This is a genomic window from Polaromonas sp., assembly GCF_012927455.1.
GTDB lineage: Bacteria > Pseudomonadota > Gammaproteobacteria > Burkholderiales > Burkholderiaceae_C > Polaromonas.
The window spans coordinates 61,682-85,107 of the sequence record NZ_JABBPE010000021.1; the positions used below are offsets into that span (position 1 = coordinate 61,682).

Genomic DNA, 23,426 nt, shown 5'->3' on the forward strand with positions numbered 1-23,426 from the left:
AGCGTTTTATCCGCAAGAGAAAAAACCTCGCCTAAATCGTATTGAGAATCATTCTCGTTTATGATGAACTGCTTTCCTTCCCTTGAAACGGTCAAACATGAACGCGATATTCAAACCTTCCAAGCCGGCAGACCACGCATGCCGAGACCTTTGCACCGAGCTCTCGCTTCTTGACGCGGGGCAACGCGGGCTGCAAAGAACCTTGCAGGCCTTGTTCAGGGAAAATTTATTGCCCAGGGCGCATTTGATCGTCGAGGAGGGAATTGCCTGGCTGCCGCTTTGGTCGCAACAAGGCTTGCTGCGTTTTGAAGGCTTGCAGATCGGGGGCATCGGGGACTGCCAGTTATCCGGGTCCATTGCGTATTACAAGACTGGCGAGCGCCCGCTGCCGGTGGCCACGGCCTCGGTGCTGCTGGCTTGCATTGCCGACTCGCTACCCGGGCAGATGCCAGCAGACGACCTGCAACGGCTCATCGGGGAGCTGGACAACAGCCTGGAAAACGACGCGCTGTGCCTGAGCTACCGGCAGAGTTGGGCGCGGCGATTGACGACAGAACTTGGCACGGATGGGCACTGCTTCATCGCGGCGGTGAGAAATTCTGCGCTGAAGAACCCGGCACTGTTGCTGGAGCAATGGGGTACTTTGGGTCACCCATGGCATCCGACGCACAAAGCCAAGCTGGGGCTGACTGCTGACGAAGTCGTCGCCTTCTCGCCGGAATTCCAGCCGGCGCTTGAGGTGCCGCTGGCAGCGATCCGGTCGGACAAGGCGCATGCCGCGTTTTCCGAAGAAGGTGCTGACTATCGCCTATGGTTTGCGCTGACGTTTCCCCTGATGTGGTCCAAGTGGGAAGACCGCCTGAACCAACTGCGGCAAGATCCTCATGCATGGTTGCCGCTGCCGCTGCATCCGTACCAGGCGCAGCAATTGATTCCGCATAAATTCGCAGCAGAAATCGCGGCGGGCGACTTGCTGCTGCTGCCCGGCGTCAGCTTTACCGCGGCGCCCACCATGTCGTTCCGGACCGTGGTACCCGAAGGTTCGGCGGAATTGCCGCATGTGAAATTGCCGGTTTCGCTGCGTTTGACCAGTGTGCAACGCACTGTGTCCCCCAAGTCCGCCGTCATGGGGCCGCGTCTGACGCGGCTGCTCACGACCATCGTCGCGCATGAAAGCGGTTTTGGCGAAACACTGGATATCGTTGGCGAAGACGTCGGGCTGCACTATATCGACCCGGACCGCGATGACGACCGCGCACGGCACTTGTCGGTCCTGTTTCGCGCCAATCCGATGCGCAAATGCACCGAGGCGCTGTTCCCGGTGCCGGTCGGCTCGCTGTTCGCAGACTCGCCTTTTGGCGGACGTCCAATCGTCACAGATTTGGTGGGCCTGTCGTTCGGCGATCACCCCAACGGGGCCCTGGCCTTTTTTGAGCGCTACGCGGCCACGGTGGTGACGGCAACGCTGAGCGCCTACCTGCTGTACGGCATCGCTTTCGAGGCGCATCAGCAAAACAGCTTCATCATGGTCAATCAACGCTACGAACCGGCGCAGCTGCTGGTGCGTGACTTTGGCGACTTGCGGGTACATGCGCCGACATTGCAGCGCGCCGGCCTGGAACTGGTGGCGTATCGCCCCGGATTTACCGTGTTTGAGTCCGCCGAGCCGGTGCGCGACAAGCTGCTGCATGCGGTCATGCTCTGCCACCTGGCGGAACTCGCGCTGCTGCTGTCACGCACTTATAACCATCCGGAGGCCAGCTTCTGGGATATTTTGCGGCGCCAGATCGAGAATGTGTTTGACCGCCTGCGTGCGCGTACCGAGCCGCGACGCTGGGACGCCGAACGCCGTGCGCTGCTGCAAGGCGATTGGCCGGCGAAGTCGTTTCTGCGCATGCGGCTGACCGATTGCTCGGACGACGTGCATGGCCACATGCCCAACCCGCTGAAAATCGCTGCGCTCTGATGGCTAGTTCTGCAACCGGCAGCCGCACCGTGCTGCGCTGGCTGTTTCTTATCCAGCTGGTATCGATGGGCGCCATGGAAATGAGCGCGCCCTTCTGGCCGCTCCATCTGCGGGCGCTTGGAGGGCTGTCGCCGCAGGCGCTGGCCTGGGCGAGCGCCATGGCCTACGCCGGACCGCTGGCCATGGCGATGTGCTTTACCCCCTGGTGGGGCCGTCTGGGGGATCGCACGGGTCATAAGCCGATGCTGTTGCGGGCCTTGCTCGCACTGGCCGTCACCCAGCTATGGATCGGTATGGCCGACGATATCGTGACTCTGCTGGCTGTCCGTCTGGTGCAGGGCGCGCTGGCCGGATTCATCGCCGCGGCGCAGGCCTATGGCGCAGGCCTGGTGGTGGGCGACAAGCGCGGCAGCCTGATGGCCAGGCTACAGGTGGCGACTGCGGTCGGATCGATGGCCGGCCCGCTGGCAGGAGGGTGGCTCTTTGACACGCTCGGATTTCGATTCGTGAATATCGTCGCCGCTGCGGTTTGCCTGGCCTGCGCCATCACTGCCTGGTTGGCGCTGCCAGCCACAGCGCCGCTTTCTCGGGCACACAGCTCAAGCACCGAGCCGAAAAAGCCGTTTGCGCTTGGCGCGGTGTATGGGCTACTGCTCGGAATCGCTTTGGTGCAGACCGGAAAGATGATGCCGCAAGCGTTTTTTGGACTGTTTGTCGAACAGGTTCTTCACACGCCCGGCTGGGTCACCGGCCTGTGCTATGGCGCAACCGCCTTTGGCCTGTGCATCGCCGCGCCATTCTGGGGAAGACGATTTGATGGCCAGCCGTCCGCGACCGTGTTGAGCCAGGTGCAATGGGTGTGCTGGGCGTGCGCGGCAATCGCCCTAGTGCAGGCAACCAGCCACAACCTCTACCTCTTCATCCTGGCCCGAGTGCTGTGGGGTGTTTGCCTGGCCGCGCTGTTGCCGGTGTTTTATGGACTGCTGTCGCGCCAGGCGGATGGGCAGCAGCAAGGCCGCGTGCTGGGCGCAGGAAACAGCGCTGCGAAAGCCGGCGCACTGCTCGGTGCCGGCGGCGGGGGATTGATTCTGGCCTGGATTCCGATCCAGTACGCCTTCTGGCCCGTCGCCCTGGTCTATGCCATCGCCGCCATCGGCCTGCGTTTTATTCGAACAGAAGAAAGTGCGGCGACTAGAGCGCAGCGCGGCGCGTCCGCAATAAACCCAGGTTAGCACCTCTCTTAGCAATCAAAGGAAAAAATGAAACCCAAGCTTCGAAAATTCCCCCTCATCGTTGCAGCCGCTTGTGCTGTTTTAGGACAAGCCGCCCATGCTGAAACCGTTTTACCGGCCGTTGTCGTGACAGAAAAGCTTGAGTCAGGCGGCAGCTACGAGGCGGCGCAATCTTCAGCAGCGACAAAAATAGCCGTGCCACTGCGCGATGTGCCGCAGGCGGTGAATGTGGTGCCCAAAGCGGTAATGCGCGATCAAAACGCCTTGTCGGTGCAGGACGCCTTGCAAAATGTGCCGGGATTGGGGTTCAGCGTCGGCGATGGCCAGCGCGACCAGGTGACGATTCGTGGCTTTTCGGCCATCAATGATCAATTTGTCGACGGTGTGCGTGACGACGCTTTGTACTTCCGTGACCTGTCGAACATTGAAAGAATCGAAGTGCTCAAGGGGCCGTCCTCAGTGCTGTATGGGCGCGGCTCGGCCGGCGGCCTGATTAACCGCGTGACAAAGAAGCCTCGAGCAGAACCGGCGCTGGAAATCGGCGCGACGCTGGGATCAGCAGGACAAAAGCGCGGCGAATTCGATCTCGGCACCGCCAGTTCCGACAAGGAGACATTGTTTCGCCTGACCGGCGCGCTGGAAGATTCGACAAGCTTTCGCAACCAGTATTTCCTGGAACGGCAGGTGATTGCGCCGTCCGTCACTTTCAAGCTGCGCCCGCAAACCACCCTGACGCTGCAGGCCGACTATTTAAAAGACAAGCGCCTGGCCGACCAGGGTGTGCCGAGTTTTCGCGGCCGCCCGGTCGATGTTCCGATTGAAACGTATTTCGGCGCGGCCAATGGGCGGGACCGCGCGTTCGTCCAATCCGAAGTCGCCAGCGGCACCATCACGCTGGACCACGCATTCAACGCCGGGTTAAAACTGCACTCGGTGCTGCGCGGCTACGACTATTCACTGGATCGCAATTACACGACGATCGGTAAAGTGACGACCACCGCAAATCCGACAGTGACCATCGCGCAGACGCGCCGCCTGCGCGATGAGCAGGGCTACTACTTCCAAAACGAACTATCGCAAAAGGCGCAATGGGGCGATACGCAGCACCAATTGCTTTACGGCCTGGAGTTGGGGCGGCAGAACAAGAGCGAGCAGCTAGCGTCGCGCAACAACGTCGCGACTTACAACTTGTTCAATCCCGTCCTCGCCAACTTGGCACCGCTTCCCGCGACTATCGTTCCAAGCGCCGACAACCAGAACCGTGTGAATATTGCTGCGCTGTACTTGCAGGACCTTGTGACGCTGAGTCCGCAATGGAAAGTGCTGGGCGGCTTGCGTTATGACAAGCTCGAACAAACGCGGGACGACCGCACCGCGCGCAACGTCGACATGCAGCGCACCGACAACACGCTGTCGCCGCGAATTGGCGCGGTCTACCAGCCGACAGAACAGGTTTCTGTCTATGCGGGTTACAGCCGGTCGTTCCAGCCGCTCTCCGATTCATTCGTGTTTCGTGCCAACAGCGACCAGTTAAAACCAACGCAGACCGAGAACAAGGAAGTCGGCGTCAAGCTCGATATCGGCGCCAAGGCGAGCTTGAGCGCGGCGGTGTTCGACATGTCTCAAACGAACATCCAGGTGGCCGATCCGGCCAATCCGAATTTTTCCATCCCGGTGGGTAAGCAGCGCACGCGCGGACTCGAACTGGCGTTCGCTGGCGAGGTCGCGCCGCAGTGGGAAATCATCAGCGGCTATTCCTATATGAAGGGCAGCATCACCGAATCGACCGAGCTTACTTCGGCTGGCACGCCGTTCCAGGGCAATACGGCCGCGCTGACGCCGCGGCACAGCCTGAATCTTTGGCTCAAGCGCAAGTTCAACGAGCGGTATTACGTCGCGGCAGGTGGGCGAGCGGAATCTTCGCGGTACGCATCTCCCGACAACCTGACCGTATTGCCGGGTTACGGCGTGATCAATCTGGGTGCCGGCTATGAGGAAAAAAAGTTCGACGTCGCCGTCACGCTGAAAAACCTCTTGAACCGGAAATATTTCGCTGCCGCGCACAGCGGTGCCAACGACTACAACATGCCGGGCGAGCCGCGTTCGCTGCTTGTCAGCGCGCGGTACCGGTTTTAAGCACGGATGCATTTTCCGGGCACCCGCCACCAAAAACCATTTTCAAATCGCATGCTTGGCGGTCGAACACGGTCGCTGCTGCGACAGCTCCATTTGTGGACCGGACTCTGCTTTGGCACGCTGTTCGTGCTTTCCGGGCTGACCGGAAGCGCCATTGTGTGGCTGCCCGAAATCGACAGCATGCTCAACCCGGGCCTGTTTCGGGTTGCCCCGGCGCCTGGGGTCAACCCGGATGCCTCTGCATCGATAACGCCGGCAAGGGTGCAGCAAGTTTTTGAGCGCCTGGCTGTTGATCCGCGCTACGGACAACCGACACAGATAACGCTTGCGGCGCGGGCTGATGAAACGGTCATTGCCTGGTATCGCAACGGGCCGTCAAAACAGGCTTCGCCGCTTCTGCTGCAAACCTCTCGCCAAGTAATGCTCAACCCTGGGACGCTGCAGATTGCCGGTGAGCGGAACTGGGGCGACATCGGGATGTCGCGGCGCCTCCTGATGCCGACGCTGTTTCATTTGCATCGCTACTTGCTGGCAGGCGAAATTGGCAAGACGGTGATCGGCATTTCCGGGCTGATGCTGCTGATCACTTCAAGCGCCGGTGCCCTGTTGTGGTGGCCCAAACCCCAGAGCAAGGCGCTGCGCCAGGCGATCACGATTTCCCATGGCGGATCGTGGCCGCGCTTTTTCCATAGCTCTCACCGGGTGGCCGGTTTTTTTGCCGCGCCGGTGCTGGTCATGCTTGGATTTTCCGGCTGGTATTTCAATCTGCCGAAGTGGGTGACGCCCATCGTCAGCAGCGTGGCGACCGTGTCGGCGTCGGCCAAGCTGATCAACCAGATGCCTGTCAGTGGCGCACCGCTTTCGCCTGGACAGGCCATGCAGGCCGCTCAAGCGCTTTACCCGAATGCGCGGATCTCACGCATCGCACTGCCGGCCACGCCTTCCATGCCGTATGAAATCAGGCTGCGGCAACCCGGTGAAATACGCCAGGGCGACGGCGCAACGCGCATCACGATTGACGCGTACACGGGAAGCATCTTGCAGGTGCGAGACCCCTTGCGAGCGCCCGGCGGCGACATCTTTCTCAATTGGCTGTTCCCGCTTCACAGCGGTGAGGCGTTTGGAAACGCCGGCAAGATTTTTATCAGCGTCTTTGGCTTTTTACCGCTGTTTTTTTTGCTGACAGGGTTGGCCGTCTGGATGAAACGAAAGAAAAGGCCCGCCCGTGTAAATGAAAATAATTGTCATCGCAGCTGAAAGCGGTGTGCGTCCACGAGTCGTTGCCGATGCAGCAATTTGTCAGGTCTGGTACCGGTTGGCCCAAAGCGGCACGGCTTGCTGCAGCCACTCGGCCGGTGTGCGGGCGCTGATCTGGCCCGGCAGCTCCAGCGTCTGGCCGGCCTGCTCAAGCAATGCCAGCGGGTCGCGCGTGTCAAGTGCCCGCGCGCCGTTTTGCTTGGACAGCTTTTCGCCGTCGGCGCCCAGTACCAGCGGCGTGTGCAGGTAGCGCGGCGTTGGCAAGCCAAGCGCGCGCTGCAGCAAAATTTGCCGCGCCGTGTTGTCGGCCAGGTCTTCGCCGCGCACGATGTCGGTGATGCCCTGGGCCGCATCGTCGACCACCATGGCGAGCTGGTAGGCCCAGAGGCCGTCGGCGCGCTTGAGCACAAAGTCGCCTACGTCCCGGCTGACGTTCTGCGTTTGCCGGCCCAGTCGGCGGTCTTGCCAGAGTAGTTCGTTAGCTATAAATTTAATAGCTGCTTGCGCCCGTCCTGATTGGGCTAGAGCACTATTTGATTGGTATTTATCGGTCTGCAGGCGCCACGCGCGCGCCGGCTTACCGTTCAGGCCGCCGCGACAGCTGCCGGGATACACCAGTTCGCCATGGCGTTGCTGCGGCTGACCGCGCTGTGCCAGCGCGCGTGCGATGTCTTGCCGGCTGCAGCCGCAGGGGTAGGCCAGCCCTTGCGCAATCAATTGATCCAGCGCGTTTTGATAAAGAGCGCCGCGCCGCGACTGGTAGAGCGGCGGTTCGTCGGGTAAGAGGCTACAGGCCGCGAGCTGCGCAAGAATGGTTTCGTCGGCGCCCGCCACGCAGCGTGGCATATCGACGTCTTCAATCCGGACCAGCCAGCGGCCACCGTGCGCGCGCGCATCCAGCCAGCTGGCCAGTGCCGCAACCAGTGAGCCCGCATGCAATGGGCCGGTTGGGGAGGGCGCGAACCTGCCTTTATAACCAGACAGATAACAAGCCATAAGCAGGAAGGAACGGTGCTGGGGCTAACACGGCCGCAGCGCCGGGCCGCCCCCAAGCAAGGCCAGCCCCCGAGGGGCTGGAGCCTGCGGCTCCAATCGTGCTTGAGCACGATTGGACAGGCGACAGAGGCGAAGCGTCTCGCGAGCCGCGGCCTGCAAGGCCTCGCGCAATACACGCAGTGAAAAGCGTGGGGGCTAACAAATTTCCAGGGCCATTTCCAGACCCGACACAAAGCCGTCTTCAACCCGATGCCCGAGGCACCAGTCGCCACAAACGCCCAGGCGTGATTTGGCGTCCCATGCATGGGATTTGCCCAGCGGCTCAATGGTCTGGCTATGGCGCCAGCGGTGCACCACGGCGTGTGGCGGTTCAGCGCGTATGCCGGTGACCTCGGCGAAGGCTTTGAGCAGCTTGCCCTTGACGCGCTCGGCGTCGTCTTCAAGGTGGCGCTGTGACCACTCGGAGCTGGCCTGCACGGTCCAGCGCTCCAGCGGGCTGCGCCCGGGCTTGGACGATTCACGGGCCAGCCAGGCAATGCGGTGGTGCGTGCTGCGCGCCGCATTCCACTGCGGCCCCAGGTGCGCCAGCGTGGGCTGAATCGCCTGGGGAAAGGCCAGCATCAAAGTCCAGCAAGGCGCGACGCTGACGCCGGCCAGCGCCGTCTGCAACGGTTTGCCCTGCTGTGAACTGAGCAGCAAGCCCTGCGCCTGAGCAGCCGGAATGGCCAGAACGACCGCGTCAAAACCCGAGTGAACCCGGCCCGGGCCAGGGCCTTCGATTTGCAGCTGCCAGCGCTGCGGATGCAGCTTGTCGGCTTCGATCTGGACGACTTCGGTTTCCAGCAGCAACCGGCCGGCGTCGGCGAGCGGCCGGGCCCAGTGTTCCACCAGCGCATTCATGCCGGGCGAAGCCACCCAGTGCGCTTCCTTGGGCGGCGGCGATGCGGCGACGACGCGGCCGTGCTCGTCAAGAATGCGCACTGTATTGGCGCTCCACGGGCGCACCAGGGCGGGCGTCAGCGCCAGCGCTTTTGCAAAGCGCGTATCGCGCACGGTGAAGTACTGCGTGCCGTGGTCAAAGCTGCCAAAGTCGCTTTCTCGGGTGGCCATGCGACCGCCTACCCCGTGGCTTTTCTCGAACACCGTGACACGGTGGCCGGCCTGCACCAGCGTGCGCGCGCAGGCGATGCCGGCAATGCCGGCACCGACCACTGCAAAGTGGCGCTGCGCCGATGTTTTTTCAGAAGAAGCAGTGGGGGATTTTTTTGTCATGTCTTGGTACTTTTCCGGTTTGATGAAAGCGTGCTGTTTCTAGGTTGAAAGGTCTTCATCACGGTTTCGTTATGGCTGTTGAGGCATCGACGAAACCATACGCGCACTCTACACGCAGCAGCGGCGTGCCGGCCCCGCAAGCCGCTTTTAAATCGACTGCGCACGCTCGAGCAGCGCTTTTCGGGTCAGCGGATTGTCCAGTTGCTGCAGCCACCACGTCAGGGCGCGGCCCTCGGTGTTGCCCGGGCTGGCACGGCGCCAGGCATAGCTCATGGGGATTGGCCGGCCTGGCCGCTGCATCTGCTTTGCCACCAGGCGGCCGCTGTCAATGTGCGGCCGCGCAAGGTATTCTGGCAAAAAGCCGCCGCCCAGCCCGCGCAGTTGCGCGTCGAGTTTTTCCTGCATGCCCGGCACCGTCAGGACGTCCTGGCCGCCCAGCAGGCCGACTGTCATGCCGCGGCCGCGCTGCACCGAGTCGGCGACCGCCACGGCGCGGTAGGCCATGATCAGCGCGTCCGGCACCGGCTCGTCGGCTTGCGCCAGCGGATGGTGCGGTGCCACGGCGTAGATGAAATGAACGGTGCCCAGCAGTTTGCTGTGCACCGATTTGTCAAGCGCCGGCTGCGCGGCGACGCCGATGGCCAGATCGGCCTGGCCGGAGGTGAGGGCCTCCAGCGTGCCCGACAAGGACTCTTCGCGAATGCGCAGGCGGGTCGGCGGGTCGAGCGCAAAAAAGGCCTCGCACAGCTCAAGCACCGTGGTGCGCGAAATCACGCTGTCGACGGCCAGCGTGAGCTGTGGCTCCCAGCCTGTGGCCACGCGCTTGACACGGTTGGCAATGGCATCAAGCTCGACCAGCAGGCGGTCGCCTTCGCGCAGCAACTCCTTGCCGGCCTCGGTCAACCGGGCCTGGCGCGACGAGCGGTCAAACAGCAGCACGTCAAGGGCGTCTTCGAGTCGGCGGATTCGATAGGTCAGGGCGCTGGGCACCAGGCCGAGCTCGCGCGCGGCCGCTGCCATGCTGCCGGCGCGGTGCACCGCGCCAATCAGCCCAATGCTCTCGGGCGTCAGCGCATCGCGGACGCTATGGTTTTGCGTTGGCATAAATATCGTTCAAATAATTTGAATGATGCCATCAAATAAACGCAATCCTCACGGCCGGATCGAAAGTTACATTGAGGCCTTCCAACCCGGCTTGAAAGGACCTCCGAATGCTGACCAAACGATCTTCCACTGAACGCGGCTATGCTGACCACGGCTGGCTTAAATCCTTTCATACCTTTTCCTTCGCCGGCTATTACGACCCGGCGCACATGGGCTTTGGCAACCTGCGCGTCATCAATGAAGACAGCATTGCCGCAGGCAAGGGTTTTGGCACACACAGCCATCAGGACATGGAAATCATCAGCTATGTGCTGAGCGGCGAGCTGGCACACAAAGACAGCATGGGCAATGTCAAAGGCATTCCGCCCGGCGATGTGCAGCGCATGAGTGCCGGCACTGGTGTGCAGCACAGCGAGTTCAATCACGCCGAGGGCCAGACCACGCATTTTCTGCAGATCTGGATTGAACCCAACGTCGTTGGCGTTGCCCCGAGCTACCAGCAAAAAACTTTCGCTGACGCTGAAAAGCGTGGCACGCTGCGTCTGCTGGCGTCGCCGGACGGCGCGCAGGGCTCGGTCGTGATTCATGCCGATGCAAAAATGTATGCGGGCCTGTTTGACGGGACGGAAAGCGCCACGCTGGCGCTTGATGCACGGCGCAATAGTTACGTGCACCTGGTTGGCGGCCAGCTTGAAGTCAACGGGCAGCTTCTGCACGCCGGGGATGCGCTTGCGCTGCAGTCTGAAAGCCAGTTGCTGCTGGCCAAGGGCGAAGCGGCCGAGGTGCTGGTATTTGATCTGGCGCCTTGAGTCGGCGCCGTGTTTCCTATAGCGAATGCAAACACCATGCAATAGTGCATAGTGCGTGCTGACTCTTTCTTAACTCTCTATTTTTTTCTCAACTTTTTACAAGGACTCACCGATGTTCACATCCCTTCAAAATCCCCTGTCGCTGATTGGCCGTGTGCTGCTGGCATTGCTGTTTATTCCGGCCGGTTTCGGCAAAATAGGCGGCTTTGCCGGCACGGTCGGCTACATCGCATCGAAGGGCGTGCCGCTTCCTGAACTGGCTGCAGCGGCGGCCATTGGTGTCGAGGTGGGCCTTGGCCTGCTGCTGCTGGTGGGCCTGCAGGCGCGCTGGGCGGCGCTCGGAATGGCTTTTTTCACCGTGGTGATCACCTTCATCTTCCATAATTTCTGGGCTGTGGATCCCGCTATGGCGATGCAGCAGCAGCAAGCCTTCTTCAAAAACATTGCGGTCGTGGGTGGCCTGCTGACCGTCGCTGCCTGGGGCCCAGGCGCCTGGAGTTTTGACGGCAAGCGCGGCGCGTGATGCGGCGTCATCAGGAAGCCTGAAAAAATGACTAGCGTTGCGGTGATTTACCACTCCGGCTACGGGCATACCCAGCGCATGGCGCAATCGGTGGCGGAGGGAGCCGGTGCCGACCTCATCGCCATCGATGCCGATGGCAACCTGCCCGAAGGCGGCTGGGACATGCTGGATGCCGCCGACGCAATCATCATGGGATCGCCCACCTACATGGGCTCGGTCAGCTGGCAATTCAAAAAGTTTGCCGACGCATCTTCCAGGCCGTGGTTCAAACAGGCCTGGAAAGACAAACTCTTTGCCGGCTTCACCAACAGCGCCGCCCTCAATGGCGACAAACTGTCAACGCTGAATTATTTTTTCACCCTGGCCATGCAGCATGGCGGGTTGTGGGTAAGTCAGGGGGTGATGCCCAGCAACAGCAAGGCTGCGCAGCGCAACGATGTGAATTATCTGGGTTCGTACAGCGGCGCCATGGCGCAGTCACCCTCGGATGCCGGCGCCAATGACATGTCGCCGGGGGACCTGGAAACGGCGCGTAATTTCGGCAAGCGGGTGGCCGATATGGCGAGCCGGTTTCAGCGCTAAAAGGCATTAAGGCATTAGCATTGGCGCGTTTCAAGGGCAAGCCTCATGACTATTCAACTCAAGCTGAAGGGACATGAAAAAAACCTGGGCGCTGGCTTTCTGGTCACTCGCCTGCTGCCTTCGGCACAACTCCAATCTATAGGGCCGTTTGTATTTTTCGATCATTTCGGCCCTCTTATGATCCAACCCGGTGCCAGCCATGATGTGCGGCCGCACCCGCACATCGGGCTAGCGACGGTAACCTACTTGTTTGACGGCGCTGTTCTGCACCGCGACAGCCTCGGTTCGGTCCAGCGGATTGAACCCGGTGCCATCAACTGGATGACGGCCGGGCGCGGCATTGTGCATTCCGAGCGCGCGCCTGATGACCTGAAGGAAAAGGCTTATCTTCAACATGGTTTGCAGCTATGGGCCGCCCTGCCCGCAGCGCACGAAGAGACGGCGCCCGAGTTTACGCACACGCCTGCAGCCAGCATTCCCGTGATGTCGCAGGGCGGCTTTGAAGTGCGGGTGCTGATTGGCGAGGCCTTTGGAAAGGCATCGCCGGTCAAGACATTTTCAAAAACCGTTTACCTGGACATCACACTTGCGGCCGGTTCGCACATGGAGTTACCGCCCCTCGCCGATGAACTGGCCCTTTACCTGGTGGACGGTCAGCTGCAAGTTGATGGGGAAGTGCTTGCAGCGCGCACCCTGGCTGTTCTGATGCCCGGCGCGCCGATACTGATCAGCGCCAGCACAGCCGCGCGATTGATGGTTATAGGCGGCGACAAACTCGGTGGGCCGCATTTTATCTGGTGGAATTTTGTGTCCAGCCGCAGGGAACGCATGCTTCAAGCGGGCGATGACTGGGCAGCCCGGAAGATGGACCAAGTCGCGGGTGACGCCGAATTCATTCCTCTGCCGGAACGCAGGCCACAGCCTGCAGAAGCGCACGCGCCTGATCTTTGACCTGCGCTAAACGATCTTTAAATATCACGCGCCAGCCGCACTCCACTGAATTGCCACTGCGCATCGGGTGGAAAGAAGTTGCGGTAGCTGGCGCGCATGTGGCTGCGCGGCGTGGCGCAGGAACCGCCGCGCAGCACGAACTGGTTACACATGAACTTGCCGTTGTATTCGCCGACCAGCCCTTCCCACGGTTTGTAGCCAGGGTAGGGGTTGTAGTTGGACTGGGTCCATTCCCACAGGTCGCCCAGCATTTGCGCCGGCACGCCATGGTCGGCTTCTTGCTGCGGCAGCGGGTGGAAGGCGGCATTTTCGACGAAGTTTCCTGACTGCGACGCAGCCGCCGGCAAGGCGCGGGCAGCCAGCTCCCATTCAAACTCGGTGGGCAAGCGCGCACCGGCCCAGCGCGCAAAAGCGTCGGCCTCAAAATAGCTCAGATGGCACGCCGGCGTGTTCGGGTCCAGGTCCACCAGCCCATGCAGCGTGAAGTTTCGGTACTCGCCGGACTGCTCCTTCCAGTAAAGCGGCAAGGGCGTCTGTCCGGGCTGGCCGCTCTGGTGGTGGCGCACGACCCAGTCCCAGCCCATGGACAACCATAGTTCGGGCCGCTGGTAGCCGCCGTCGGCCATGAAGGCCAGTATCTCGCCGTTGGTCACCAGCCGGCTGGCCACCTCGAACGGGGCGACGTACACGGCGTGGCGCGGCGTCTCGTTGTCAAACGCAAAATCGCCATCCTGCGCGGCGTCGAAGCCATGGCCCACCAACCCGCCGCCGTAGCCGTGCCAGCGCACCGGCTGCGGATGAATGCCGGCCAGCGGCCAGCGCCTGGCGTAAGCGGGGTGCTGCGGATTGAAGGACAAGGCATGCTTGATGTCGGTCAGAAGGAGTTCTTGGTGTTGTTGCTCATGCTGCAGGCCCAGTGCTATCAGCTGCGTCAGCTCGGCAAGGCGCGCTTTTTTCGTTGCTGCAATCACCTTGAGCACGCGCTCATCGACCTGTGTGCGATAAGACAAAACCTCATCGAGCGAGGGCCGGCTGATCAGGCCGCGTTGCGGGCGCGGATATTTGTCGCCCACGCCGTTGTAATAACTGTTGAACAGCACGCGAAAACCGGCGTTGAACGGCTTGAACCCCGGTTCAAACTTTTCGAGCACGAAGGTTTCGAAAAACCAGGTCAGGTGCGCCAAATGCCACTTGGCCGGGCTGGCGTCGGGCATGGACTGCAGCTGGCAATCTTCGGCGCTCAGGGGCTCAATCAGTGCCTCGGTCTGCTTGCGAAGCTGTTGAAAACGCTGAGCCAGCGGCGACAGCGATGCGTCAGCATGAAAGGCGATTTTTTGTGCTGTCATTTAGGGTGTAAAGCAAGTACTTGAAATGTATTAACTTTAGCTTCCCATGCCTGAGGGGTCTCAGCTGTCAGACAAGACGCCGTCAGTCACTGCGCCGCTTTTGCTTTATCGCGTGATCGACCTGGGGAATTGACCGAAGCATCGACGGCCCGGCGCTCGTTAAACACAAAGCATTTGTTATGAAAGTGGGCGTAGCCATTCTGTTCAAGGTATTTCGGAATGCCGCCACCGAGTTGGTAAACATTCGTTACGCCTGCTTCCCGCATGAAGAGGGCGGCTATGGGCCGGCAAATCCGGCAATAAACTGTCTTCGCTGACAAGTCCGACAGGCTGCTGGCGCCGCCTAAAATGGGGCGCATGTTTGTCCATTTAAGAATTCACACCGAGTTTTCAGTCGTTGACGGTACCAACCGCATTGATGAAATCGTGCACGCGGCGGCTGCCGACCAGCAGCCGGCGCTGGCCATCACCGACCTGGGCAACCTGTTCGGCACCATCAAGTTTTACAAGGAATGCCGCGGCGCTGGGGTCAAGCCTTTGATTGGCGCCGATGTCTGGGTCGAAGTGCCGGGCAAGGATGCCGGTGCGCCGGCGGCCCGCTTGCTGCTGCTGGTGCAAAACAACCGGGGCTACCTCAATTTGTGCGAACTGCTGACGCGCGCCTGGACCAAAAACATGGTGCGCGAACAGGCCATCATCAAGCTGCAGTGGCTGGAGGAGCTCAACGATGGCTTGCTGGCCTTGTCGGGGGCGCAAGGGGGCGCCGTCGGTCAGGCCCTGGTGCAGGGCGACGCCGCGCGCGCGCTGGAGTGCGCGCTGCATCTGGCAGGCATTTTCCCGCATCGCTTTTACCTTGAACTGCAGCGTGCCCAGCGCCCGGACGACGAGCGCCACGTGGCTGCCGCCGTGCAGTTGGCGGCGCGCCTGCGCTTGCCGGTGGTGGCCACGCATCCGGTGCAGTTCTTGACCTATGAGGACTACGAGGCGCACGAGGCGCGCGTGTGCATTGCCGAAGGCGAAATTCTGGGCAATGCAAGGCGTGTGCGCAAGTTCACGCGCGAGCAGTATTTCAAGTCGGCGCAGCAGATGGCGCAGCTGTTTGCCGATCTGCCATCGGCGCTGGCCAACACGCTGGAAATTGCCAAGCGCTGCAGCCTGACGCTGGTGCTGGGCAAGCCCATGCTGCCCGATTACCCGACGCCCGAGGTCGATGGCGTGCGCATGCCGATAGACGCCTACTTCCGCCAGTTGTCATTTGAAGGGCTGGAGTCGCGGCTGGCGCATCTGTACCCCAACGCGGCGCTGCGTGAGCAGAAGCGGCCTGGCTACGTGGAGCGGCTGGAGTTTGAGATCAACACGATTTTGAACATGGGTTTTCCGGGCTACTTCCTGATCGTGGGCGACTTCATCAACTGGGCCAAAAACAATGGCTGCCCGGTGGGGCCGGGTCGCGGCTCAGGTGCGGGCTCGCTGGTGGCGTATTCGCTGAAAATTACCGATCTGGATCCGCTGCAGTACAACTTGCTGTTTGAGCGCTTTTTGAACCCGGAACGGGTGTCCATGCCCGACTTCGACATTGACTTTTGTCAGACCAACCGCGACCGCGTGATTGACTACGTGAAAGACAAGTACGGCAAGGAAGCCGTCAGCCAGATCGTGACCTTTGGCACCATGGCAGCGCGCGCGGCGATTCGTGATGTCGGACGCGTGCTTGATTTTCCCTATGGGTTTTGCGACGGCATTTCCAAGCTGATTCCGAACAAGCCCGGCCAGGCCGTCACGCTGCAACTGGTGCCGCCTGATCGCAAGCCAAATGACAAGATGGTTTATGCGCTGGAAGCCGAGCCGATTCTGGCCGAGCGTGAAAGCAAGGAAGAAGACGTGCACACGCTGCTGGAGCTGGCGCGAAAGCTTGAAGGCCTGACGCGCAACGTCGGCATGCATGCCGGCGGTGTGCTGATTGCGCCCGGCAAGCTGACTGATTTTTGTCCACTTTACCTGCAACCCGGCAGTGGTTCGGCAGTCAGCCAGTTTGACAAGAACGACGTGGAGGCAATTGGCCTGGTCAAGTTCGACTTTTTGGGCCTGGCCACACTGACCATTCTGGAAATAGCCCGGGAGTTCATCATCCAGCGCCATCCCGCGCAAAAAGACTTCAGCTTCGAGAATCTGCCGCTGGACGACAAGCGGGTGTATGCCTTGTTTGCCCGGGGCGAGACCGAAGCGGTGTTTCAGTTTGAAAGTATCGGCATGCAGCGCATGCTTAAAGACGCCAAACCCGATCGGCTGGAAGACCTGATCGCGATGAATGCGCTGTACCGCCCCGGCCCGATGGACCTGATTCCGACCTACATCGCGCGCAAGCAGGGCAAGGAAGTGCCCGAATACCCAGACCCGCGTGTCCAACCGATGCTGGAGGAGACCTACGGCATCATGGTCTACCAGGAGCAGGTGATGCAGACGGCGCAGATCCTGGGCGGTTACTCGCTGGGCGGCGCCGACATGCTGCGCCGCGCCATGGGTAAAAAAGACGAGAAAGAAATGGCCCAGCATCGGGAGATCTTTCGCAAGGGCGCCGGCATCAATGGCCTGAGCCAGGAAAAAGCCGACGAGGTTTTTGACCTGATGGAAAAGTTTGCGGGTTACGGTTTCAACAAGTCGCACTCTGCCGCTTATGCGCTGCTGGCCTACCACACCGCCTGGCTCAAGGTGCACTACCCAGCCGAGTTTTTTGCGGCCAACATGACGGTGGAGATGGGCGACACCGACAAGCTGAAAATCCTGTTTGGTGACGCGCAGAAAATGGGGCTGAGCTTTGAAGTGCCCGATATCAACCGCGGCAACTACCGCTTCGAGCCAATCGGCAACGCCAGCGTGCGCTATGGTCTGGGCGCCATCAAGGGCACCGGCCAGCAAGCCATCGCGGCCATCGTGGCGGCGCGCCAGGACGGCGGCCCCTTCACCTCGCTGTACGACTTTTGCGTGCGGGTGGACCGCAGCCGGCTTAACAAGCGCACCGTCGATGCACTGATCAAAGGCGGCGCCTTTGACAACCTGCACCTGAACCGCGCTGAACTGCTGGCCTCGGTGGACCGCGCCTTCGAGTTTGCCGTCGCCACCGAAGCCAATGCCAACCAGGGCGGGCTGTTCGACATGTCGGACTCGCACGCGGCCAGCACGCAGGAACCGGCGCTGGTCGCCGCCGTGCCGTTTGGCGTGAAGGCGCGCCTGGTGCTGGAAAAAACAGCCATCGGTTTTTACCTGTCGGGCCACCTGTTTGACGAGGTCGAGGCCGAAGTGCGGCAGTTCGCCAGGCGCAAACTTGCCGACCTGATTGATTCACGCGAGCAGCAGTTGCTGGCGGCCATCGTCACCGACCTGCGCGTCATCAATGGCAACCGCGGCAAGCTGATCCTCTTCAAGCTCGACGACAAGACCGATGTGCTGGAAGCCTCGGTCGATGAAGCCACGTTCAACACCCACCGCAATTTGCTGAAAGACGACGAGCTGGTGATTGTGCAAGGCACGCTGCAGGGCGCGTCGGAGCGCTTTGGGCGGCGCTTCAAGGTCACGCAGGTGTGGGATCTGGAGACCGCGCGCTGCAAGTTTGGCAGATACCTGCGGGTGGCCGTCAATGGATCGGTGCCCGACATTTCGCGCATGGTGAAAGACTTTCCGCCGCGCCGCGAAATGTCCGAGCAGGGCGAGTTGGTACGCGGCTTGCCAGTGCGCCTGAGTTTGCAGCGGAAGACTGGGAAAGCCGGGCCAGGCGGTCAAGCCAATGAAGACGGCGCCAGCGCCGAGTTGCACCTCGGTGACGCCGCCAGGTTCTTCCCGACCGATGCAGCGCTGGCCAGCTGGATGGCACAGGCCGACAAAGGGCTTGCCAGCATCGTTTATGAATGAAATATGGCTCTAGCCCAATAGCCACGTGCGCAAGCAGCTATATTAATGATAGCAATCGGCAAGCCGGGCCGACCGGCTTAGTCCCTGGGCCGGATTTCCAGAATCATCGGTGTCGGCACCCGGCCATCGACGTCACGCGGCAAGGTGCCGGTGCGGATGACGGCCTTGATCGCCGCTTCGTCCCAGGCCTTGTCGCCGCTTGACTTGACCAGGCGCTGGCTGACGATGCTGCCGTCTAGCGTGGTGCGCACTTCAATTTCGGCCTTCGGGTTGCCGCTGATGTCGTCGGTGAATATCACGTTGGGCTTGACCGCCGCCCTGACCTTGCCAGCGTAGCCGGCCGAGGGGCCGCTGGATTTTTGCGCGCTGCCCTTGGCCTCGGCACCGCCCGTGGCGCCGGCCAGCCCCGCAATGCGGTCTATGTTTTGCTGGCGCTGCTTTTCTGCTGCGGCCTGCGCCAGCTTTTGCTGCGCCTGCTCTTTGGCGTCCTGCTTTTTCGCCTCAGCCTTTTTGGCGTCTTCTAACACTTTGCGCTGGGCCAGTTCCTCTTTGGCTTGCTGCGCCTTGTCTTTTTCCTTCTCTTTTTCTTTTTCCTTTTTCGCTTGCAGCTCGGCCTTTTGTTTGTCTTGCAGCCTTTGTTCCCGTTCCTGCGCCTGTTCTTCCTCGGCCTCCTTTTGCTGTTTCAGCAGTTTTCGCTTCTTTTCCTGTTCCAGCGCAATGTCCACGTCCGGCGCGGGAGGCGCTACCTTGACTTCGCGTGGCGCGGGGGCGGGCGGTGGGGGCGGTGGTGGTGGCGGCGCAGGCGCGGTCTCAACCAGTCGGGGCGCAGCCTCTTGCGGCAGGCTGGACCACAACTCGGCTTCAAACGAAGATGCGCGGTCGGTGCGTTTCCAGTTGACGCCCCAGGTCAATGCCGCGATGAGCAGCACATGGACCAGCATGGCCAGCGCGAAAGCGCGCGGCGAAGCTGGGTCGCGGGGCGGGCCAAATTCAAGTCGGTCTGAGACGCTGGGCATGGTGTTTTCGGGGCGTCAAGCGGTTCGCTGGGTCATTTGCCGGTTTGCACCGACAGGCCGACGCGTGACACGCCGGCTTTTTGCAGCGTGTCCATGACCTTGACCACGGTTTCATACTTGATGGACTTGTCGGCGCTGATAACGACCGGCACCGCCTCTGCGCTGGCGGCTTTTACGGCCGGTTCCATCTTCACAATGTCGGCTGCCACGTTGCGCACGTTGCTGGCGACCGAGTTGGTCTTGATCTTGATTTGCACCGTCTCATCCTTGCTGATCAAAATCTGCACCGGATTTTGCGGCTGGGTCGGCGCCTTGCCGACCTTGGGCAGGGCGATCATGCTGGGCGTGATGAGCGGCGCCGTCACCATGAAGATGATCAGCAGCACCAGCATGACGTCGATGAACGGCACCATGTTGATTTCACTGATGGTGCGGCGGCCCCGGCCGCGGGAACTGAGTGCTGGCATGTAGTGGCTTCCTTAGCAAGATGGCCGCAGCACAGGCCGCGTTGTGAAAAGCATGGAGGCTTTCTCTACCCACCAGCAGGGGCCGCGGAACCGGCTTTGCCGGGCCGCAGGCGCCGGGCTGCGAGACGCAGCCCTTCTGCGTGCCGTCCAAGCCTGCACTGCAGGCTCGGAGCCGCGGCACACAGCCCCCTCGGGGGGCAGCGCATTACACGAAGTGAAAAGCGTGGGGGCCCACATCTCAATGGCCCGACGGCGACTGCGCGCCCAAGTTGCGCTGCAGGATGTTGGAGAACTCTTCGATAAAAGTTTCCAGCCGGTTCGCGATGCGGTCGATATCGTGCGAGAAGCGGTTGTATGCCACCACAGCAGGAATGGCCGCAAACAGGCCAATAGCCGTGGCCACCAGCGCCTCGGCAATACCGGGCGCCACCGTTGCCAGCGTCACCTGTTCGAGTGCCGCCAGCCCGGTGAAGGCGTGCATGATGCCCCAGACCGTGCCGAACAGGCCCACATAGGGGGACACCGAGCCGACGGTGGCCAGAAAGGACAGGTTGACCTCAATCGCATCGGCTTCGCGCTGGTAACTCGCCCGCATGGCGCGACGGGCGCCGTCCAGCAGCGTGCCGGCATCGGAAATATGGCGTTCGCGCAGTTTTTGATATTCGCGCATGCCGCTGGCAAAAATCCGCTCCATCGAGCCAGAGTGCTTGGCGTTTTGCGCCGCGCCGGCAAACAGGTCGTTCAGGCTGGTGCCTGACCAGAACTCGCGGTCAAATTCGTCGTTGAGCAGCTGGGCCTTTTTGAGCGACACGATCTTCCTGAAAATGGCGGCCCAGCTGGCGATGGAAACACCGACCAGCAGCACGACAACCAGCTGGACGACCCAGCTCGCGTTAAGAATCAGGCTGACGATGGAGAGGTCTTGGTTCATGAGGAATTTTTTAAACAGTCAGGAAGGAAAGCGGGCATACAGAGATGCGGGCATGCGTGTGGGTTTGAGATTGGCGGCATCGACCCAGCCTATTCGTATCGAGCCTTCGCAAAGCAGCCTGTCGGCCTGCCCAGGATTTGGCGTTTGGGTTGTTTGCTCTGTTTTTAATAGCGCCTGCTGCTTGATTATCAAGGACGCCCGGCCGGTCTCGATCAGGCTGGCGGTAACAATCAGTTCATCGTCAAGACGCGCCGGGCGCAGGTAGCGGATGCTGGTTTGCGTCACTACAAACAGGCCACCGGTCTCGTCCTTCAGGCGTTGCTGCGCGATGCCCAGTGATCTGAGCCATTCGGTGCGTGAACGTTCAAAAAATTTCAGGTAGTTGGCGTAAAAAACAATGCCGCCGGCGTCGGTGTCTTCCCAGTAAACCCGAATCGGCCACTGGAAGATTGCCCCCACGCTTGCCACTTCGTGTGCTGCGCTGCCCCCCGAGGGGGCCACTGCGCCTGCGGCCCGGCAAAGCCGGTTCCGCGGCCCCTGCTGGTCTGGAGCGGGCAGTGTGACCCCCGGTTCCTTCCCTGTGCCGGCTTGGTTCATCTGTCGGCTAGCCAAGGACAGACTCCAGTCGCGCCACGGCTTCGCGCAAATGCGCCATCGAGCTGGCCGTTGAAAAACGCACAAACTGCTCGGGCGCGGCGTGGCCGAAATCACGGCCTGGCGTGACGGCCAGGTGGGCGCGCTGCATCAGTTCAAAAGCAAAGTCCCAGCTGCCGCTGACGCCCAGGCGCGCTGCGGCGTCAGTGCAGTCGGCATAGGCGTAAAACGCGCCGTCGGGCATTACCGGCACGCGCAGGCCCAGGCGATTGAGTTCGGGGATGAAGTAGTCGCGCCTGGCCTTGAACTCGGCGCGTCGGCGTTCATACTCCTGCAGGCTGTCGGGCTCAAAGCAGGCCAGCGCGGCGTGTTGGGCCACGGTGCTGGCGCAGATAAACAGGTTTTGCGCAATCCGCTCAATCACCGGCGTCAGCGCTTCGGGCACGACCAGCCAGCCGAGTCGCCAGCCCGTCATGTTGAAGTACTTGCTGAAGCTGTTGACGCTGATGACGCTCTGGCCCAGCTCGCCCGGCATAGCCAGCGCCGAATGCCCGAAATGTTCCTCGTAACTCAGGCCCAGGTAAATTTCATCGATCAGCGTGATGCCGCCTCGGCTATGCACAAATTCATGAATGCGCTGCAACTCTTCAGGCGCAATCGAGGTGCCCGTGGGGTTGGAGGGTGAAGCCAGCAGCACGCCGCGCGTCTGGGCAGTCCAGGCTGCCTTCACTTTCTGGCGGGTCAGCTGAAAACGCTCGTCGGCGGTGGTCGGGATCAGCACGGCGCGCCCTTCGGCAGCGCTGACGAAATGCCGGTTGCACGGATAGCTCGGGTCAGGCATCAGCATCTCGTCCCCCGCCTCTATCAGGGCCAGGCAGGCCAGCTGCAAAGCCGCAGACGCGCCCGCCGTGATGATGATGCGGCCGGGGGCCACCTGCGCGCCAAAGCGCGTGGCGTACCAGTCGCTGATGCGTTCGCGCAAAGCCGGCAGGCCGGTCGCGTCGGTGTACTGCGTCTTGCCTTGCGCGATGGCACGGGTTGCTGCCTGCTGGACCAGCGGCGGCGCCGTGAAGTCGGGCTCGCCAATGTTCAGAAAGATCATGGGCTGGCTGGTATGGGCCACTTCGCGCGCCAGCGCCGCAGCCGCCTTGGCAACCTCCATGACATAGAACGGCTCAATCCGCTGAGCCCGCTGGGCAATTTTCAAGTCAAGCCTTTCCTGCTTCTGGAAGTATTGGGTGTGGCGCCTGCTCAGTCTTGTTCGACTTGTCGGCGGCAACTTCTGCACGGCGCAGCGAAGGCGCCATTTTGTGCAGCACGCCGTTGACGTACTTGTGACCGTCGGTGCCGCCAAAGGCCTTGGCCAGCTCAATGCACTCGTTGATCACGACGCGGTAGGGAACGTCCAGGCAGTGGGTGAATTCGTAAACACCTATCCACAGCACGGCGTGCTCCACCGGTGAAATTTCGGTCATCTTGCGGTCGAGCAAGGGGGTAATGGCGGCGTCAAGTGCTGTTGCGTCTTCAATGCAGCCGCGCAGCAGGGCATCGTAATGGGCCGAATCTGCCTTGTGAAAGCCGACCAGATCGCGAGTGAAGGCATCAATGGAATCGGTCTCGTTTCGGCCCACCAAGTGCTGGTATAGCGCTTGCAGTGCGAATTCACGCGCGCGCGTCCGGGCAGACTTGTCAGCCGCTTTTTTAACGCCGGTGTCGGTCAAGCCGCTGCGGGTTTGCGGCGGTCGGTTAGTTTTGGTGATGGGTTCAGCCATGAGGCGCCGTTCAGGTAGGGGTGAGGAGCCAGCGGCTCAGGAGAGTTGGTTCATCAGGTTGGCCATCTCGACGGCCACGCGCGCGGCATCGCGTCCTTTTTCGTGCTGACGCGCCTGCGCCTGCGCGAGGGTTTCGGTGGTCAGGATCGCGTTGGCTATCGGCAGCTGGTAGTCCAGCGCCAGGCGAGTCACGGCCGCACCGCTTTCATTGGCTACCAGCTCGAAGTGGTAGGTTTCGCCGCGGATGATGCAGCCCAGCGCCACCAGGGCATCGTAGTTTTCGCTCTCGGCCAGCGCTTGCAGCGCGCAAGGCACTTCCAGCGCGCCCGGCACCCGTACGTGCGTGATGTTTTCTTCTTCCACGCCCAGCGCCACAAGCTCTTGCCTGCAGGCTGCGGCCAGGGCGTCGGTCACGCTCTCGTTGTAGCGCGCCTGCACCATGCCAATGGAAAGCTTCTTGCCGTCCAGCTTGTCAGCCGAACCTTTTTCTGCACCGAACACGATAAATTCCCCTTGCTTTGCTTCAAATTAATTGGATAGCCTGATTGAGGGCCGGATGGAAAGCC

At 61.4% G+C, this 23,426-nt stretch carries 21 protein-coding genes; 9 read left to right on the forward strand and 12 right to left on the reverse strand.

What is annotated here, in order from left to right:
- Positions 1-97 precede the first annotated feature (97 nt).
- From HHJ18_RS19835 to HHJ18_RS19850, 4 genes are all read left to right on the forward strand, one after another.
- The gene (locus HHJ18_RS19835; protein ID WP_296918091.1) at positions 98-1,966 is read left to right on the forward strand and encodes an IucA/IucC family protein; all 1,869 of its coding nucleotides are present in this window, start codon (positions 98-100) and stop codon (positions 1,964-1,966) included.
- On the forward strand, positions 1,966-3,198 hold the full coding sequence (locus tag HHJ18_RS19840) for an MFS transporter (protein WP_296918093.1): 1,233 nt from the start codon (positions 1,966-1,968) through the stop codon (positions 3,196-3,198). Before HHJ18_RS19835 ends, HHJ18_RS19840 begins: the two co-directional genes overlap by 1 nt.
- Before the next feature lie 27 nt (positions 3,199-3,225).
- Positions 3,226-5,334 carry a TonB-dependent siderophore receptor gene (locus tag HHJ18_RS19845; protein WP_296918095.1) on the forward strand — a complete coding sequence of 703 codons (2,109 nt, stop codon included), beginning with the start codon at positions 3,226-3,228 and terminating at the stop codon, positions 5,332-5,334.
- 93 nt (positions 5,335-5,427) lie between these two features.
- On the forward strand, positions 5,428-6,591 hold the full coding sequence (locus HHJ18_RS19850) for a PepSY-associated TM helix domain-containing protein (RefSeq protein ID WP_366558869.1): 1,164 nt from the start codon (positions 5,428-5,430) through the stop codon (positions 6,589-6,591).
- Between the two features lie 42 nt (positions 6,592-6,633).
- Here HHJ18_RS19850 and gluQRS read toward each other — a convergent pair whose 3' ends face one another.
- The 3 genes from gluQRS to HHJ18_RS19865 form a co-directional block, all read right to left on the reverse strand.
- Positions 6,634-7,587 (reverse strand): tRNA glutamyl-Q(34) synthetase GluQRS, encoded by a 954-nt coding sequence (gluQRS, locus tag HHJ18_RS19855; protein ID WP_296918099.1) that lies wholly within the window; start codon positions 7,585-7,587, stop codon positions 6,634-6,636.
- 195 nt (positions 7,588-7,782) lie between these two features.
- Entirely contained in the window at positions 7,783-8,859 is a 1,077-nt protein-coding gene (locus HHJ18_RS19860) for an FAD-dependent oxidoreductase (protein ID WP_296918101.1), read from the reverse strand.
- A gap of 147 nt (positions 8,860-9,006) precedes the next feature.
- A complete protein-coding gene (locus tag HHJ18_RS19865; protein ID WP_296918103.1) occupies positions 9,007-9,963 on the reverse strand; it encodes a LysR family transcriptional regulator in 957 nt (318 codons plus the stop codon).
- 107 nt (positions 9,964-10,070) lie between these two features.
- On the opposite strand from HHJ18_RS19865, the gene HHJ18_RS19870 reads away from it, so the two are divergent.
- From HHJ18_RS19870 to HHJ18_RS19885, 4 genes are all read left to right on the forward strand, one after another.
- Positions 10,071-10,772, forward strand: a complete 702-nt coding sequence (locus HHJ18_RS19870) for a pirin family protein (RefSeq protein ID WP_296918105.1) — start codon at positions 10,071-10,073, stop codon at positions 10,770-10,772.
- 112 nt (positions 10,773-10,884) lie between these two features.
- Positions 10,885-11,295, forward strand: a complete 411-nt coding sequence (locus HHJ18_RS19875) for a DoxX family protein (RefSeq protein ID WP_296918106.1) — start codon at positions 10,885-10,887, stop codon at positions 11,293-11,295.
- Positions 11,296-11,322: 27 nt separating this feature from the next.
- The gene (locus tag HHJ18_RS19880; protein ID WP_296918108.1) at positions 11,323-11,877 is read left to right on the forward strand and encodes a flavodoxin family protein; all 555 of its coding nucleotides are present in this window, start codon (positions 11,323-11,325) and stop codon (positions 11,875-11,877) included.
- 45 nt (positions 11,878-11,922) lie between these two features.
- The gene (locus HHJ18_RS19885) at positions 11,923-12,828 is read left to right on the forward strand and encodes a pirin family protein (RefSeq protein ID WP_296918110.1); all 906 of its coding nucleotides are present in this window, start codon (positions 11,923-11,925) and stop codon (positions 12,826-12,828) included.
- Between the two features lie 17 nt (positions 12,829-12,845).
- On the opposite strand, the gene egtB is transcribed toward HHJ18_RS19885, so the two are convergent.
- Both egtB and HHJ18_RS19895 read right to left on the reverse strand, forming a co-directional pair.
- On the reverse strand, positions 12,846-14,174 hold the full coding sequence (gene egtB, locus HHJ18_RS19890; protein WP_296918112.1) for an ergothioneine biosynthesis protein EgtB: 1,329 nt from the start codon (positions 14,172-14,174) through the stop codon (positions 12,846-12,848).
- An 86-nt stretch (positions 14,175-14,260) separates the two neighbouring features.
- On the reverse strand, positions 14,261-14,440 hold the full coding sequence (locus HHJ18_RS19895) for a hypothetical protein (protein ID WP_296918114.1): 180 nt from the start codon (positions 14,438-14,440) through the stop codon (positions 14,261-14,263).
- Positions 14,441-14,531: 91 nt separating this feature from the next.
- Here HHJ18_RS19895 and dnaE point away from each other — a divergent pair, with 91 nt between their 5' ends.
- The gene (gene dnaE, locus HHJ18_RS19900; protein WP_296918116.1) at positions 14,532-18,080 is read left to right on the forward strand and encodes a DNA polymerase III subunit alpha; all 3,549 of its coding nucleotides are present in this window, start codon (positions 14,532-14,534) and stop codon (positions 18,078-18,080) included.
- A gap of 77 nt (positions 18,081-18,157) precedes the next feature.
- Here the strand turns inward: dnaE and tolA are convergent, their stop codons facing one another.
- The 7 genes from tolA to ribH all read right to left on the reverse strand — a co-directional run bounded on the left by tolA (position 18,158) and on the right by ribH (position 23,361).
- Positions 18,158-19,096: a cell envelope integrity protein TolA gene (gene tolA / locus HHJ18_RS19905; RefSeq protein WP_296918118.1), complete on the reverse strand. Its 939-nt coding sequence runs from the start codon at positions 19,094-19,096 to the stop codon at positions 18,158-18,160.
- A 32-nt stretch (positions 19,097-19,128) separates the two neighbouring features.
- Entirely contained in the window at positions 19,129-19,563 is a 435-nt protein-coding gene (locus HHJ18_RS19910) for a biopolymer transporter ExbD (protein ID WP_296918120.1), read from the reverse strand.
- Between the two features lie 238 nt (positions 19,564-19,801).
- A complete protein-coding gene (gene tolQ / locus HHJ18_RS19915; RefSeq protein ID WP_296918122.1) occupies positions 19,802-20,494 on the reverse strand; it encodes a protein TolQ in 693 nt (230 codons plus the stop codon).
- Between the two features lie 18 nt (positions 20,495-20,512).
- The gene (gene ybgC, locus HHJ18_RS19920; protein WP_296918299.1) at positions 20,513-20,944 is read right to left on the reverse strand and encodes a tol-pal system-associated acyl-CoA thioesterase; all 432 of its coding nucleotides are present in this window, start codon (positions 20,942-20,944) and stop codon (positions 20,513-20,515) included.
- Positions 20,945-21,098: 154 nt separating this feature from the next.
- Complete coding sequence (locus HHJ18_RS19925) at positions 21,099-22,295, reverse strand: pyridoxal phosphate-dependent aminotransferase (protein ID WP_296918123.1); 1,197 nt, start codon at positions 22,293-22,295, stop codon at positions 21,099-21,101.
- Between the two features lies 1 nt (position 22,296).
- A complete protein-coding gene (nusB, locus tag HHJ18_RS19930; RefSeq protein WP_296918125.1) occupies positions 22,297-22,860 on the reverse strand; it encodes a transcription antitermination factor NusB in 564 nt (187 codons plus the stop codon).
- Positions 22,861-22,896: 36 nt separating this feature from the next.
- Positions 22,897-23,361 (reverse strand): 6,7-dimethyl-8-ribityllumazine synthase, encoded by a 465-nt coding sequence (gene ribH / locus HHJ18_RS19935; protein WP_296918128.1) that lies wholly within the window; start codon positions 23,359-23,361, stop codon positions 22,897-22,899.
- Between the last annotated feature and the right edge of the window lie 65 nt (positions 23,362-23,426).